The following is a 16,745-nucleotide window of genomic DNA, read 5'->3' as shown; positions in this document are numbered from 1 at the left end:
TTTTATGGTTAGCTAAATTAAAATGTAATAGTATAATTGATATAGATAGTCAAAATTTAAATTTTGACTATCTTAAATTAAATAAAAGAATAGAAGAAGGAAGTAACGTAGAAATATATGATTCTGATATAATGTTTATAGGATTATGTAGTAAATGCAGGGAGGATTTAAAGTGCCAAGACCAACAAAATTTAGAAGAGTAGAGTTTTTCCCAGAGGATACTTATTTTGTTCCATGGGGAAATCCTAAATGTGAAATTAAAGAAACAGTTTTAAAGGTAGAAGAACTTGAAGCTATGAGACTTAAGGATATTGAAAAATTAAATCAAGAACAATGTGCTGAAAGAATGCAAGTATCAAGACAAACCTTCCAAAACATTATTGACAGTGCAAGGAAAAAGATGGCTATTGCATTAACAGAAGGAAATGCCATAAGAATAAGTGGTGGTAACTACAGAGCTACTTTCTGTAAATTTAAATGTCTTCATTGTGGAGATGTGTATGATATAAATTATGAGCAAGACAAGGATAATTGTCCTACTTGTGGTTCAGAGGAAGTTGTTTGTAGCAAGAAGGCAGAGCTTTGTAAAAGATGGTGTAGAGGAAATAGTGTAGAGGATAAATAAGAGGTGGATTTCCACCTCTTATTTATTATAAAAAATTAATAAACAATAATTTTAAGAATTTAAAATCCATTCTCTAGGAATAATAAATTTAAAGTCATAGGAATGGAGAGTGCTGATGTGAAGAATTTTAAGGTGATTGTTTTAGTAATATTTATCACTTCTTTTATAGTTAACTCACCTATAGAGGTTTTAGCATTACAAAGTAATAAGAGAAAAGATGATGATAAGAGGATAATTGAAATATGTGATGAAGTGAGAACTACTCCTGTGGATGAGGAAGAATTATTAAAGCTAACAAGGGAAGGATTAGACAAAGAAGATGCTGAGTTTTATATAAGACTTGATGAAATAGTAGAAAGACTAGAACAGTGTGATTTAGAAGTAATATTAGATAATTCCATAGAAGATATAACGGATAAAGACTTTAGAAATAATAAGGAATACTATAGAAATCAAATACTAAAAGGAGATAAGGTTGCTTTAAAGAAAGCCTTTAAATCTCTAAAAAATATCTTTAGTGGAGAAGAATACACAGAAAAGGTAATTAATACTTTTGCTAATAAATCTGCCTACGAAATAATTTATCCTGATGGTTCAAAGATTACTTATAACACAAAAAACTCTCAAAGAGAAAATTTAAATAGAGAAAAGAATATTAAAAAACCAGTTATGTCTAATAAGGGTTATGAAGAAATCCTCATGGAAGAGGGAGTTTCATATGCCTATGGAAAGGCTGAAGCTAAAGAAGCAGAGTGGTCTTTTGAATCAGAATTATCCTATTCTAAGATACATCTATATACTGAGTTTTTACTAGGTACTGATAAAATATCAAAAATTAACTACGCTAGAGGTGGGCAATCTTCCTATGGAGTAGTTAATATTGCAAATAGTACTGGAGCCACTATCTCTAGAACCTATAGTGAAGGTAAAGAAATACCTGCAGAAGCAAGAAATGAAGTCATATTTACTGTGACAGGTTCCTTTGGAGCTTCCTTTTTAATCTTATCTATAGGAGCAAATCCAGGATATAACTGGACTCAATATATAATATTTAGACTTTATGAAGTAGAAAAAATAGATGATAAATATGGAGCACACTACAAATGGTACGCCGCTGAATTTAAGTAATCCTCCAAATCTATGATTTGGTTAAGGATTACTTACTCATTCGAATGAACATGAGAAGGAGTGTCCCCTCGAGCAAAGCGAGAAAAAGAAATTTTATATTTGGTTAGTCGAAGTTAAGTGACCATTTAAATCTATGATTTAATTATGAGAACTTACTCATTTGAGCATAGCGAAAAGGAGTTTCATTTCAAAGATGAATATGATAAGGAGTGTCCTCTCGAGGAAAGGGAGAAAATATTAAAGAGGAATGTTATATGAGTAAACTTAAGAAGAGATATAAAAACAAGAAGAGATACAAAATCAAAAATGAAAAAACAATTAAGAAAAATAGAAGAATTTTTATGATTTCAGTTATAGGATTATTCTTATTAATTACAGCTATTCTAATTAAGAATGATTTATTTAAAGAAACCATGGAGATAAAAAGTGGTAACTTGCCTATAAAAGATGAAGAACCCTTTGAAGTAAAGTTAACAGACAAGATAACCTATCTTCTATCTAAGAACCTTAACATAGGTGAAGATAGAATATCTATTCTAAATGTATCAGATATACAAAAGGATAAATTAGTCATGTTTTTATATGAAGACAGTGGTAAAAACTATGAGGGGTTATGCCAATTAAGTAAAGTAGAAAATTCTTATAACATCATAGCAACTTCTACAAAAGAGGTAGATAAACATGCTCCTTTTACAGTGAATGTAATGGAAATAAAGGTAAGTGCTACTGAGAATTACAAAGTTCTTGGAGGAGTAATAAATGATGAAAATATAAAAAGTATAAATATTAACTTTACTAATAATACTATGACAAATATATTAATTGGAGAAGATAGATCATTCTTTTATGTAATAGAAGAAAATGAGATAGATATTTTAACTATAGAAGTATTAGACAATTCTCTTAAAATATTTTATAAATGGTACAGCAAAGAAAAAGGAATATAAGATGAAAAGAAACTTAGTATAAAAGCAATATACTGAGTTTCTTTTATATTTAATAATATAAAAGTCCTATTATTAATTCTAATAATTCAATACATATAAGTAGAAAACTTTATACATGATCAAGGGTTAATGGTATAAAATGGATAATAAATGATGTAAAGGTTCTAAGCGAAACTTGACTTATAGCAATAAACTAATCATATTTATGAATTTTAAACATATGGATAAAAAAGAACATATAATATGTTTGCTTAAATGGTAAACTAATGTACAATATAAGTATGTATAAGTAAAAAAATACATATTAGTAAAATTATAAAAGGTATATATCCTTAAGATTCTAAGATTCTAAGTTAGGGAGGTGAATCAATTTGGATTTATTTAAATATGAGTTTAAGAGAGCATTAAAGAAACCAATAACATTTTTATTCATTGCATTGATTATTTTTCTTGGTGTAAATGTGTATACAGAAATGAGTTTTTTTAACTCCAAAATAAAATATAATAGAGAAATTCCCGGATCGTATGATGTAGTTGGTGGTAGTACTAGAAGTCACATAGAAGGGAATAGAAAATTTGCTTTAAAGGAACAAAAGCATGATGTAGTAAATATGTTAGATAATTTAGTTAAATATGCAGAAAAGGCAGTAGACAGCTATGAGAAAGGCAATTATAAAGAAGCTTATAAAAATGATTTGATACTTGATATGATACACACGAGATTATTTTGTCCCATAGATGAAAGTGAACTTTTAAAGACCAATATTATCGACATATGGAATGAGCTATTACCTGAAATTGAATATGATACCTTTAAAAGTTCAAATTCAGAAGTTATCCTTACAGCTGATGAAATTAAAGGTAATTGTGTACAAATGAAATATAGATATGAGATTTACAATAAGGGTATTAGATATATTGACAATTACTCCTTAAACAATGTGACTTTTATTTATAATATGATAGATAAAATTTTACCTATTATAATATGTTTAGCTGTTGTTTTAATTAGTTTCAATTGTATTAGTGATGAGTATAGATTAGGAATAACTAAAAATATTTTAGCTCAGCCGTTTAAGAGAAATAAATATTATATAACCATGGCACTAGCTAACTTCTTAGCTGTTTTCCTTATTGTAGTAGGAACAACTTTAATATTGAGTTTATTTGTAGGAGTCATTTCGGACTTTCATTCCTTTGATACACCAATTTTAACACATATCAATCAATGGAATACTTTGAATATAAAAGGCATGGATTTAAAAGAAGCATATAATGTTACCTTACAAAAGGCATATTTGGGGCCTGTGGAGATTAGCTATAATGATTTAGGAAAGAACCTATTTAATAGTGTAGCTTTTATAAGTTTTAGAAAATTTTTAATGCAAGCTTTATCATTGTTTTTTGTGTATACTTTCTTACTTACAACTATTTCTGTATTTGTATCTTCAATATTCAAGGATAAAATAAAATCATTAATAGTATTAATAGTTATTAATGCCATAGGCTATATAAGCTCATATTTTTATACAAGCATCTTTAATATATTTAGTATGGGTAATGCAACAAAAATAATAACGGGAAGTATTAATTTCACATTACTAGGAAGTTTCATTGTGTTATTCATAGGTATATTTATTTCTATATTAATCAGTACAAGTTATCTTAAAAGAAAAGATATAACTGGCTAGGGAGGTGAATCAATTTGGATTTATTTAAATATGAATTTAAGAGAGCATTAAAAAAACCAATAACATTTTTATTCATTGCATTGATTATTTTTCTTGGCATAAATGTGTATACTGAAATGAGTTTTTTTAACTCAAAAATAAAATACAATAGAGAAATTCCTGAATCATATATTGCACTTGTTAGTAGTAAAACCCACATAGAATCACTTAGAGAACGGGCTTCAAAGGAAAAAAGATATAATGAAGTAGATATGTGGGATGATTTACTTCATTATGCAGAAAATGCAGTAGACAGCTATGAGAAAGGCAATTATAAAGAAGCTTATAAAAATGATTTGATAGTTAATATGATATCCACTAGATTATTTTGTTCCATAGATGAAAGTGAACTTTTAAGGGACAATATTATTGACATATGGAATGCGCTATTACCTGAAATTGAATATGATACCTATAAAAGTTCATATTTATATATTAATTTTACAGCTGATGATATTAAAAGTTTTTGTGTACAAATGAAATATAGATATGATCTTTATAATAAAGATATTAGATATATTGACAATTACTCCTTAAACAATGTGACTTTTATTTATAATATGATAGATAAAATTTTGCCTATTATAATATGTTTAGCTGTTGTTTTAATTAGTTTCAATTGTATTAGTGATGAATATAGATTAGGAATAACTAAAAATATTTTAGCTCAGCCGTTTAAGAGAAGTAAATATTATATAACCATGGTACTAGCTAACTTCTTAGCTGTTTTCCTTATTGTAGTAGTAACAACTTTAATATTGAGTTTATTTGTAGGAGCTATATCAGACTTTCATTCCCTTGATACACCAATTTTAACACATAACAATCAATGGAATACTTTGAATATAAAATGCATGGATTTAAAAGAAGCGTATAATGTTACCTTACAAAAGGCCTATTTAGGACCTGTGGAGATTAGCCATAATGATTTAGGAAAGAACCTATTTAATAGTGTAGCTTTTATAAGTTTTAGAAAATTTTTAATGCAAGCTTTATCATTGTTTTTTGTGTATACTTTCTTACTTACAACTATTTCTGTATTTGTATCTTCAATATTCAAGGATAAAATAAAATCATTAATAGTATTAATAGTTATTAATGCCATAGGCTATATAAGCTCATATTTTTACCCAAGCATCTTTAATATATTTAGCATGGGTAATGCAACAAAAATAATAACGGGAAGTATTAACTTCACATTACTAGGAAGTTTCATTGTGTTATTCATAGGTATATTTATTTCTATATTAATCAGTACAAGTTATCTTAAAAGAAAAGATATAACTGGTTAGGGAGGCGATTAAATGATTAAAGCAATAAAATTTGAGTTGAGGAAAAACATTAAATCAAAAAAAAATAAACTATTATGCCTAGGGTTTATAATATATGTAATAGTTTTCAGCATATCTTTAGTTTATAAGGAGAAGGAGTATGATAAAAATCAACATACTGTATGCGAATATAATTTGATAGAATATGGAAGTATTATAGGCTATAATACAATGCTGCTAAAAGATGTAGATGATTCTAGTGAATTATATAAAAAAATACAGAAAGAGAGTAATTTTTATCAATCTCAACATAGCAGTGATATGATTATAAATCATGTCTTTTCTAAAAAAATAAAAGGACATAAGAGTTTATTAGAAGATGAAGTTAATTTCACTAAAGCCCTTAAAATTAAATATGCTAGTATGAAAGAAGCATATGAAAATGGAGTTATTGATGCTGAATACTTAGAAGAGAGGGGTTTATCTATTAATCAAGTAGAGCGTGACATAGAATATATAGATAATTTACTTCAGTCTAAAACTTCAATTATCATTAACCCATATACACTTAATGGAGCTAATTTTTTAAAGAATTTTTTTACTGGATCTAATCTAATCATAATTTTAATATTCATCTTACTATTTACCATAGATTCCTATGCTCTTGAATTAAGAGAAGACAGCTATAAAACCCTTTATACATCTCCAATAAAGAGAAAATCAATATTGCTATCTAAAATATTAGCATCATATACCTTAGTTTGTTTTATCCTTCTAATGGTACTAGCAATTGCATTTGTGGTAGTTTCTCTTATATTTGGCTGGGGTAAATTATTATATCCATTATCAGTAAATGAAGGGGTAACTAATTTAAATCCTATAATTACAAATATGAATCAAGGATTTATTCAATTATATAAATTGATAATAGTTGATTTTGTTAATTTTATGGTTTTAGTATTATTTGTTATTGTATTTAGTACTTCATTATCAGTAAGAACTAACAGTGAAATGCTAAGTTTTGGCGTACTCCTTACTATTATAATGTTATCATATATAACACACTCAATAGACGCCTTTATGAATGCAAATAGATTATTTAATCCTATATACTATATTTTCTATGAAGACCTAATGTCATCACAGTTAAAGGTAAATCATTCATATGGGATATTACTACAACTTTTACTTTCAACTTTAATAATAGTGATAACCACATTTAAGTTTAAAAATAAAGATTTAGTTGGAATTAGAGGGGAGTAAGATAATGAATAAAAAAGTGTTAGCTGTATTTACTATTATAGTATTTGTTCTTTGTCTAGTAGGCTGTGATAAAGTAAAAAAAGGTGAAGATCAAGTTGATAAAACAGATGATAATAATCATTATGTTTCCTATGAAAATATAGAACTTGACCAACTAAAAAGGCCTGAAATAGGAGAAACAATAGCTATTATAAAAACTAATTATGGAGAAATAAGATTACGACTATTTGAAGATATTGCTCCTAAGGCTGTAGAAAATTTTAAGACCCTAGCAAAAGAGGGGTTTTATTCAGGGCATGCTTTTACTGCAATGGGGGTAGTATCTGCTGGTATAGGTAAGATAGGAGAACCAGATTATGAAGGTAAAAGTATATATGAAGGTGGATTTGATATTGAAATAGATAATGATTATGCTATGCTCTATGGAAGTGTAGTTATCCCAAGGAGGATAAAGGTTGATGGAAAGAATTTCAGTAATTTCTGTATAATTGATAAAAATTTCTTAACCGATGAGGAAAAGAGTAATCTAAGTGGTTATGGATTTCCAGAAAAAATAACAGAGGCATTTGAAAAAATCGGGGGGAATGTAGTTAACAAGGATGAAATTACTGTATTTGGACAGGTGTTTTATGGAATGGATACTATTGAAAAAATGCGTGAAGTTAAAGTAGGAGCTATGGGTGAGCCCCTTGATATAATAGAAATTGAAAGTATAGAATTAAAAGAATATGAAGGGGATATATAATATAGGAGGTGCCCTATGAGTAATCATTTAGTTGAAGTTAATAATATAAATAAGACCTTTGGAAGAAAAAAAGTCTTAGATAATGTATCTTTTTTTATTGATAATAATGAAATAGTCGGCTTTATAGGCCTAATGGGGCTGGTAAGTCTACAACTATGAAATGTATAGCAAGTCTTATTTTCCCGGATCAGGGTTCAGTAACGGTATCTGGATATGATGTAAAAAGACAAAGAGAATTAGCTCTTAGTCAAATGGCTTCTTTAATAGAATCACCAGGTTTGTATTTAGATATAAGTGGCAGAGAAAATATTAAATTATTTGCAAGTCTAAGAAATATAAAAGAAGAAAGAATAAAAGAAATATATGATTTTACAGGATTAAAAGAGGATTTGGATAGAAATGTTAATGGATATTCAATGGGAATGAAACAAAGACTAGCCCTAGGCATTGCACTCTTAAGTAAACCTAAATTTTTAATTCTAGATGAACCAACAAATGGCTTAGATCCAACGGGAGTTATTCAATTGAGAAATACCTTATTAGAATTAGTTAAAAATGAAGATATCTCTATTTTGTTTTCATCTCATCAATTAGGTGAAGTTGAAAAGTTAGCTGATAGACTTATTTGTATCAATCAAGGAAAAATAATAGAAACTCCTATGAACATTTTAGAAAAACAAAAATACTTAATTAAAGTAGATGATATGGACAAAGTGGTTGAAGTATTAAATAATGAATTAAAAGAATTGAGTTTCGAAAAACTTGGAAAAGATACACTTATTTTTGACCTAGTTGAAGAAGAATTAATATCTAAAATTCTAAAAGTTATTTTAGGCTATGGTATAAATATTATAGATATTACAAAGGAAAAACAGGATATAGAAGTTGTTTATAAAGAAATTTATAAATCATAATAGAAATACATGATACTTTGGGAGGAAATTGTGATAAAGTCATTTAAGGCTATAATTTAATAATAATATATGAATTTATATCTCCCTTAGACTCAAAATTAGAAGAAAGTATAAGATAAAGATAAACTCGGTGAATATGTTAAAATTCATTGAGTTTATTTGTTTTAGCCATTATTATAAGTATATAGGGCAGTTTGAAATAATTTACATAATATTGTATACTGGCATAAGAGGGTGGAGGATATAATGGAGATGTTTTTACCTATAGTAATGTTTATTATAGGAATTATAGTAATAATAAAGGGCGGAGATATATTTGTAGACTCAGCTATGTGGATTGCTGAGATAACAGGAATACCAAAAATAATTATAGGAGCAACCATTGTAAGTTTAGCAACTACTCTTCCAGAGTTTTTTATAGCTTCAATGGCAACTATTATGGGATCACCAGAGATTGCAGTAGGTAATGCTATAGGAGCAATAATTTGTAATACAGGGCTTGTTCTTGCTATTTCAATGATCGCAATGCCTGTGGAGGTAGAAAAGAAGAGGTTTATGCCAAGAGCTTTTATGATGGTAGTATCTATGGTTTTACTATTACTTTTTTCTACAGATGGAAATATTAATAGAATAGAAGGGGTAGTCCTTTTAGGGTTATTTGTGTACTATATAAGAAAAAATATAAAGGGTGCTAAAAAGTCCCTTGAAATTCCTGATGAGACTGCTATGACTATAGATGAAATTAGTGTTAGAAGAAGAGTAAAAAAGAGAGAATTTGCAAAACATATAGTTGTATTTATAATAGGAGCAATACTTATAGGATGTGGAGCTAGGTTATTAGTTGTAAATGCGCAGATTATTGCCAGGTATTATGGAGTCACAGAAGGAGTGATTAGTTTAACTATTATGGCCTTAGGAACATCGTTACCAGAGTTAACTACTGTTTTAACTTCTATATATAAGAAGGAAAGTGGAGTAGCGGTTGGTAATGTTATTGGTGCAAACATACTAAATATAACAATGACTATAGCTGCTAGTAGTATTTTAGCTAGGGGTGGATTGGTACTAAACTCTAGAAATATTCATATATTTAACGCATCTTTTATAAGCTTTAATCAGACTATACTTTTAGATATTCCAGTGGCTCTATTATTGATGCTACTTATAATCTTACCTATATCAACTAATGGAAGATATTCTAAGAGAAATGGAATAATGCTTCTTAGCGTTTATATAATATACATAAGTTTTTTGATATTAATAATATAAGGCATCTTCAAAAAATAAATAAGTCAGAATGCTCGTCTATTTTGTGTTATACTGCGTCAACAGAACCCTTAGATAGTGCTACTATCTGCAGAACCTGTTTCCTTGTCTAACTCAAAATATACTTTCCATCTTTGACTTGTTATTTATTTTCAGATACCTAATAAATCGTTTTATAGGAGGCGATAAGAAATGACCAGTTCTATAAGTTTAAATATAAAGAACCTTCAAGAAGCAGTTACGGAGTCACATATAGATAATTTAAAACCTATGATAACAGCAGCTCATAACACTCTGCATAACAGATGTGGTGCTGGTAATGAATTTTTAGGGTGGCTTGACCTACCAACTAATTATGATAAAGCTGAGCTTGAAAGAGTAAAGGTAGCAGCTAAAAGGATACAGGAAAATTCTAAGGTTCTTATAGTAATAGGCATTGGAGGTTCATACCTTGGAGCTAGAGCTGTCATAGAAGCAATGACGGGCCCCTTCTTTAATAGTATGGATGAGGATAAAAGAAAGGTTCCAGCAGTATACTTTGCAGGAAACAATATAAGTTCTACTTATCTGTCTCAACTTATACAGCTTATAGATGGGAAGGATTTTGCCATAAATGTTATTTCAAAATCAGGAACTACTACAGAGCCTGCCATAGCCTTTAGGATATTTAAAGAAATCATTGAGAAAAAGTATGGCAAAGAAGAAGCTAAAAAGAGAATTTTTATAACAACGGATAAGGCAAAGGGAGCTCTTAAGAAATTAGCAGATACAGAAAGGTATGAAACCTTTATAATTCCTGATGATATCGGTGGAAGATTTTCCGTTTTAACACCAGTAGGATTACTTCCCATTGCAGTGGCAGGAATAAATATAGATGAGCTATTACAAGGTGCTAGAAATGGAAGAGAAAACTTTAGTAATGAAGATGTACATAGAAATATTTGTTATAAATATGCAGCGGTAAGACATCTTTTATATGAAAGAGGAAAAACTACAGAAATTCTTGTAAACTATGAACCTTGTCTACAATATTTTGGAGAGTGGTTTAAGCAGCTTTATGGAGAGAGTCAAGGTAAGGATGGAAAGGGTATATTCCCTGCATCCGTTAACTTTTCAACAGACCTTCACTCCATGGGTCAATATATTCAAGATGGAATGAGAAATATATTTGAAACTATAATAAATGTAGAAGAGCCACAAATAAATTTATCCATAAAAGAAGATGAAGAAAATGTAGATGGGCTTAATTTCTTAGTAGGAAAAACTATAGACTTTGTAAATAAAAGAGCTATGGAAGGAACAGCCCTTGCCCATGTAGAGGGTGGAGTACCTAATATAGTTATAAATATGAAAGCTTTAAATCCTAAGGCCCTAGGAGAGCTTATATACTTCTTTGAAAAATCCTGTGCCATTGGAGGATATTTATTAGGAATAAATCCTTTTGATCAAGAAGGGGTAGAAGCCTATAAGAAAAACATGTTTGCTCTACTTGGTAAACCAGGTTATGAAGAACTTCAAAGGTCTCTAACAGAGAGGTTAGGTGATTAATTATGACTATTATAGTTGATGGTGATGGATGTGCAGGAAGAGGTATTATAGAAGAAGTAGCTAAGACTTATAAGGTTCCACTAAAAATTTATTGTGATATACATCATGTGATAAATTTAGAATATGGTGAAGTTATAATTATGGATAGTGGCTTTCAAGCAGTGGATATGAAGGTTGCCAACGAAGCTAAAAGAGGAGATATAGTAGTAACTCAAGATTATGGAGTAGCAGCTATGGTTCTTGGTAAAAAATCCTATGCCATAAGTCCAAGGGGATATATATTTTCAGAGAACAATATAGACAAATTACTCTTTGAAAGACATATAAGTGCCAAGGTAAGACGTGGTGGAGGAAAGACAGGAAAACATAAAAAAAGAAATGAAGACGATAATATAAGCCTTAGAGATAATTTAATAAAGCTTGTAGAAAGAAGTCTAAGAGAAGAATAGAAAAACATAAATTAAGAAAACACTTGTAGAAATATAATTTACAAGTGTTTTTTTACAAGGATTTTGTCTAATGAATTATCGCATATAAATATCTTCATAGGTTGTTACATAATATGTAAGTGTAGTATAATATAGCTATGATTATGTAAGAATATTATAACAATTTAATCAATTAGGGATGTATATGTACATTCTAGGGGGAATATGTATGAATGAAATGATTATTGGTACAAGCCTATCAAGTCCACAGGAGAAGGGGACTGAAATTAAGATATATATAGAAAATAAAATGTCAGATGATTTATTATATAAATTTATAATAAACTGTGATGGAGGTTGGGAAACCATTAGAGATTTCCATGAGGAGGATTTTACCTATTGGACACCTAAGGAAGATGGCAAATACATGATAATGGTACAATCTAAAAAAAGACATGGAAAAAAACCTATTGAATTTACATCTAGAATGGACTTTATCATAGGCTCTGTAGAAGAAAAACTAATAAAAGATATTATAATTAGTAATAATGAAATAAAGTTAGGGGAAAAGATAGAAATTGATGTCGTACCTAACAAATTACCTATCCTGTGTAAGTATTGGATAAAAGAAGATTGTAAATGGAATTTAATAAGAGATTATTCCATGGATACTAGTTTAAGTTTCACTCCAAATCGTGAAGGGGATATTGAGATTCTTATAGAGAGTAAAGAAGAAGGTTCAGACCATCAATTTGATGACTTTAAAAATGCGACCTTTAAGGTATTACCCATGGATGAAATAAGAATTAACAATATACAGTGCTTAACAGAAGAGCTGATAGTAGGTAATGAATTAACCTTTGAAATTGATGCACGCTTTGATGAAAATAGGGTTGTATTATACAAATTTATGAAGATTGATGAATATGGAAATATGCATGTAATGCAAGACTTTTCAAGTAAGAGACTAGTCAGCTTCACAGAAATACTACCAGGTAAGTATAAGCTTTTATGTTTAGTGAAGGACATGTATTCCCATGAGAATTTTGATGATAGGGGGATAATACATTATACTGTAGATAAATATAAACCTATAAAAATTCTTAATTTCACTTCTGATTTAAGCTCACCACAGCTTGAAAAAACACCTATAGAGTTTAAGGCAATATGCTCTGGTGGAGATAAATTGCTCTATAAGTTTGTAGTAGATGGAAATTATCATAGTAGTTCAAATTTTACTACTAACAACAGTTATAAATGGATTCCAGAAAAAAGTGGCTTATATAGAGTTGAAGTTCTTGTAAAGGATAGTACCTATAAGGACGATTATGAAGAGAAGGCAATTATGGACTTTGTTATAGATGAAGATTGCGCACAAAATGTATATATAAAAGAAATCAAGCTAAATAAGGATAAGCAAGTTCTTATAAATGAACCAGTTAAGGTAAATGTAGAAGCCACTGGCTCAAGAAATTTATTATATGAATTTATTGTGAAAAAAGAAGGTAAGGAAGTCCAATTCATAGAATATAACGAAGAAGATAATTTTAAGTTCACTCCTACTAGTGTAGGAAAATATGAAATAGAAGTTAAGGTAAAACATCTAAAATCTAAGAGAGACTACGATGTACATTCAGTGATATATATAGATTGTAAAGAATATATACCAGCTAAGATAGATTATATTCTTACAGAAAAGAAGTATATGTATCTTATAGGTGATGAAATAGTCTTAGAGGTAATAACAGAAAACACTAGCAATACTTTAACTAAATATAAGGTTGAAATCAATGGCAGAGAAGTTGAAACTACGGAATTTAGTAATGATAAGAAGTTTAAGCTAATTCCAAAATGTGCAGGAGTATATACGGTAAAAATATATTGTAAAAATGTATTTAGTACTAAAGAGTATGATTGCAAAAAGGATTTGATTTTAGACGTATTACAAGGAGTTCCAGTAACTAACTGCAAAATAACCTTAGATAAAGAAGTAATAAAGTGCAATGAAGATGTTAACTTCTATGTGGAATGTGACGGTGGAAAAGATAATTTATATGAATTTTATTTAATGGAAAAGGGAGAATGGAAGCTAATACAAAAGTATAGTAAGAAAAATTATTATACCTTCATGCCTTTCTATAAAGGGTTTTATAAGATATTGGCATTATGTAAAAGCTGTTACTCTAAGAGTGCCTATGATGACTACTCCATTTATGAAATTCAGTGTAAGGAATAAGGCATCTTAAATAAATAAATAAGTGAAAGATGCCAAATAAGGTATAAAGAAACAAGGGAGATGAAGTAATGAGTTACGATGTGGGTAGTGTTTATGGAGGAATAAATAACTATATAAACAGCATAGCTACAAATGGAAATACTAATAGTAGTATAGGTTCAGTAAACAATGGAATTACTCAAAATCAATATGTTAACGGACAGGGTATTCTCAACGATACCTTAAGTTCTGGTACTGGCAGTGATGCCCTTACTGGACTAATGAGCCTAGGTTTAATGTCAGGAAGCTTTGGTGGAGGTTCAGACAGCAATACTTCTTCAAGCACTAGTGGATTTAGTTTAATCATGGCATCTTTACTAAAGGCCATGGGTGAAAAAGAGAGACAAACTCAGCAGGGCATAGATCAAAATAATAGAGCTTATAATAGTACTTCTAATGGTATAAATGATATAAGCAATGTTATTGTAAGAGCTATAGGAGGAGTGACACCTTCCACAGTGGTAAGTGCTACAGGTACTGACTCTGAAAGAATTGAAAAAGCCATAGCTGATGCTTCAACTAAATATGGAGTAAATGCGAATTTAATAAGAGCTATAATTAAAACAGAATCAAACTTTAATCCTAATGCAGTATCTCCTGCAGGGGCTAAAGGATTAATGCAATTAATGCCTTGCAACATAGAGCACTATGGAGTTAATGATCCTTTTAACATAGAGCAAAATATTGATGCAGGTACAAGACACATAAAGGATTATCTTAAAACCTATAATTATGACTTAAACATGGCACTAGCAGCATATAACTTTGGACCAGGAAATATGGCATCCAGAGGAATAAGTAACTCCAGTGATTTTTACAAACTACCATCAGAAACAAAAAATTATTTAGCGAAGATAAATAATTTAATATAATAAACTAAATCTTAAGCTAATGTTGAGCCTGTACTTATATTATTGACGCTCAGCCGTTTCGAAGCATTGATTTACTGGAGGATTTATTCAAGGTAAAATCTACAACACAACAACTCGTATGCACTCAAACAAGTTGTGTTGCTTAACGATTTTACCATTCATAAATCCTAAGTAAAGAAATGTTTTAGGAGGTTCTTCTAATAAATTAGAAGAACTAAGTTCGAATATCTAAATCAAAGATTTAGATTCTTACTTATCCAAATGGCATTCGCTAACAATAATATTAAAGTACAGGCTCAACATTTTATAAAGATTGGCAAATTATTTCGAAACAGCTTTTATAATATATACTAAATTAATTTTTCTTAACTCTTTCAAGAATAATAGTTGCTTCATTTTCATTAACAGCACCATATATAAAGCTTCCACTTCCTTTTAGGTTAGGTATTATGTTAAATACCCTCCAGCCAGTTGATGCATATCCATTAAGTTCTTGTTCTAAATCTTCTGCACTGTTTAAATCAAATCGCCATTTCAAAACCTTATATTCATACATAGAAATATATCCTCCTTGTGGTAATTGTGTTCTTGATATTTTATAATGTACATTTAAATAATACACATATACAAATTATAACATTAATTACAACTAATAAATATATTAATAAAATTCACATAATTATTTTGAAAAATACATAGCGATTATCATGAATTTAGTAATGAGAGTAGGTAAAGACATATATAATAAAATTATGTTAAAATATTAGATATATTTTAAAAGTAATGTTAAAATGAATTTTGACTAATAATAATTAAAGTTAAATAATGAGTTAATATATAAATAAACTATTAATAAAGGATGGTATGATATGGAACGTTTAGATAAAATTTTAGGAAATTTAGGCTATGGAAGTCGTAAGGAAGTTAAGGTTAGTTGTAAAAATGGAGAGGTTGTTGTTGATGGAGAGGTTATAAAGGACAGTTCAACTAAGGTTGATCCAGAGACAGCAGTTATTGAAGTAAATGGAGAAAGGGTAATGTATAGAAAGTATGTTTACCTACTTTTAAATAAGCCAGCAGGAGTTGTAAGTGCAACGTTTGATAATTATGATGAGACTGTTATAGATTTATTAGATCCAGAATATCAAGTTTTTGAGCCATTTCCAGTAGGAAGATTAGATAAGGACACTGTAGGATTCTTATTGCTTACTAATGATGGAGCTTTAAATCATAAGTTAATCGCTCCTAAAAACCATGTAGATAAGGTTTATTATGCAGAAATAGATAAGCCAGTAAATGAAAAGGATATTGAAAGTTTTAGAAAAGGTATTGTCATAGATGATGGTTATAAGTGTATGCCAGGAAAGTTAGAAATTATTTCTTCTACAGAAGATGGTTCTGAAGTTTTAGTTACAATACAGGAAGGTAAGTTCCATCAAGTTAAAAGGATGTTTGAAGCTTTAGATAAGTCTGTTGTATATCTAAAAAGAGTTAAATTTGGTCCTATGGAACTGGATGAAACACTAGAAGAAGGCGAATATAGGGAGCTTACTAAAGAAGAAATTGAAGCATTAAACAACTTATAGGGATTTATTAACTGTATATACATTAAATTGAATATAAAAGGTAATTTGGTGTATTGTGTAGAAAATATACAAAAAATATAGATAAGGTATAAATATTAACAATTAGTTATATTTTTTTATTATAAATTTACTTGAAAATTTATAAAA

16 protein-coding genes are annotated in these 16,745 nt (G+C 29.0%); 15 read left to right on the top strand and 1 reads right to left on the bottom strand.

Annotation, left to right across the window (positions count from 1 at the left end; genetic code table 11):
• Window positions 1-172: 172 nt before the first annotated feature.
• From IO99_RS03655 to IO99_RS03595, 14 genes are all read left to right on the top strand, one after another.
• A complete protein-coding gene (locus tag IO99_RS03655; protein WP_035130435.1) occupies window positions 173-625 on the top strand; it encodes a DUF134 domain-containing protein in 453 nt (150 codons plus the stop codon).
• Window positions 626-742: 117 nt separating this feature from the next.
• Window positions 743-1,753, top strand: coding sequence for a hypothetical protein (locus tag IO99_RS03650; RefSeq protein WP_035130433.1), 1,011 nt, complete (start codon window positions 743-745; stop codon window positions 1,751-1,753).
• 254 nt (window positions 1,754-2,007) lie between these two features.
• On the top strand, window positions 2,008-2,700 hold the full coding sequence (locus IO99_RS03645) for a hypothetical protein (RefSeq protein WP_156964282.1): 693 nt from the start codon (window positions 2,008-2,010) through the stop codon (window positions 2,698-2,700).
• A 371-nt stretch (window positions 2,701-3,071) separates the two neighbouring features.
• Window positions 3,072-4,391 carry an ABC transporter permease subunit gene (locus IO99_RS03640; protein WP_035130430.1) on the top strand — a complete coding sequence of 440 codons (1,320 nt, stop codon included), beginning with the start codon at window positions 3,072-3,074 and terminating at the stop codon, window positions 4,389-4,391.
• A gap of 14 nt (window positions 4,392-4,405) precedes the next feature.
• Complete coding sequence (locus tag IO99_RS03635) at window positions 4,406-5,722, top strand: ABC transporter permease subunit (RefSeq protein ID WP_035130429.1); 1,317 nt, start codon at window positions 4,406-4,408, stop codon at window positions 5,720-5,722.
• Between the two features lie 12 nt (window positions 5,723-5,734).
• On the top strand, window positions 5,735-6,964 hold the full coding sequence (locus IO99_RS03630; RefSeq protein WP_035130427.1) for an ABC transporter permease: 1,230 nt from the start codon (window positions 5,735-5,737) through the stop codon (window positions 6,962-6,964).
• Between the two features lie 4 nt (window positions 6,965-6,968).
• Window positions 6,969-7,709, top strand: a complete 741-nt coding sequence (locus IO99_RS03625; protein ID WP_035130425.1) for a peptidylprolyl isomerase — start codon at window positions 6,969-6,971, stop codon at window positions 7,707-7,709.
• 15 nt (window positions 7,710-7,724) lie between these two features.
• Window positions 7,725-7,868: a hypothetical protein gene (locus IO99_RS19410; RefSeq protein ID WP_242844080.1), complete on the top strand. Its 144-nt coding sequence runs from the start codon at window positions 7,725-7,727 to the stop codon at window positions 7,866-7,868.
• Window positions 7,865-8,623 carry an ABC transporter ATP-binding protein gene (locus IO99_RS03620; RefSeq protein WP_242844079.1) on the top strand — a complete coding sequence of 253 codons (759 nt, stop codon included), beginning with the start codon at window positions 7,865-7,867 and terminating at the stop codon, window positions 8,621-8,623. Before IO99_RS19410 ends, IO99_RS03620 begins: the two co-directional genes overlap by 4 nt.
• Window positions 8,624-8,869: 246 nt before the next feature.
• Window positions 8,870-9,892, top strand: coding sequence for a calcium/sodium antiporter (locus tag IO99_RS03615; RefSeq protein WP_035130424.1), 1,023 nt, complete (start codon window positions 8,870-8,872; stop codon window positions 9,890-9,892).
• A 189-nt stretch (window positions 9,893-10,081) separates the two neighbouring features.
• Window positions 10,082-11,437 (top strand): glucose-6-phosphate isomerase, encoded by a 1,356-nt coding sequence (locus tag IO99_RS03610; protein WP_035130423.1) that lies wholly within the window; start codon window positions 10,082-10,084, stop codon window positions 11,435-11,437.
• Between the two features lie 2 nt (window positions 11,438-11,439).
• Complete coding sequence (locus IO99_RS03605) at window positions 11,440-11,886, top strand: YaiI/YqxD family protein (RefSeq protein WP_035130421.1); 447 nt, start codon at window positions 11,440-11,442, stop codon at window positions 11,884-11,886.
• Between the two features lie 208 nt (window positions 11,887-12,094).
• Window positions 12,095-14,101: a triple tyrosine motif-containing protein gene (locus IO99_RS03600; protein WP_035130418.1), complete on the top strand. Its 2,007-nt coding sequence runs from the start codon at window positions 12,095-12,097 to the stop codon at window positions 14,099-14,101.
• Window positions 14,102-14,169: 68 nt separating this feature from the next.
• Complete coding sequence (locus tag IO99_RS03595; RefSeq protein WP_242844078.1) at window positions 14,170-15,012, top strand: lytic transglycosylase domain-containing protein; 843 nt, start codon at window positions 14,170-14,172, stop codon at window positions 15,010-15,012.
• A gap of 355 nt (window positions 15,013-15,367) precedes the next feature.
• On the opposite strand, the gene IO99_RS03590 is transcribed toward IO99_RS03595, so the two are convergent.
• Window positions 15,368-15,568, bottom strand: a complete 201-nt coding sequence (locus IO99_RS03590) for a DUF4177 domain-containing protein (protein WP_035130414.1) — start codon at window positions 15,566-15,568, stop codon at window positions 15,368-15,370.
• 313 nt (window positions 15,569-15,881) lie between these two features.
• Between IO99_RS03590 and IO99_RS03585 the strand changes: the two genes are divergently transcribed.
• Window positions 15,882-16,598, top strand: coding sequence for a pseudouridine synthase (locus IO99_RS03585; RefSeq protein ID WP_035130412.1), 717 nt, complete (start codon window positions 15,882-15,884; stop codon window positions 16,596-16,598).
• Window positions 16,599-16,745: the final 147 nt, after the last annotated feature.

Origin of the sequence: Clostridium sulfidigenes (genome assembly GCF_000732635.1) — a bacterium.
GTDB lineage: Bacteria > Bacillota > Clostridia > Clostridiales > Clostridiaceae > Clostridium_J > Clostridium_J sulfidigenes.
The sequence above is the reverse complement of the archived record's forward strand: the minus strand, read 5'-3'. Positions and strand labels throughout refer to the sequence as shown.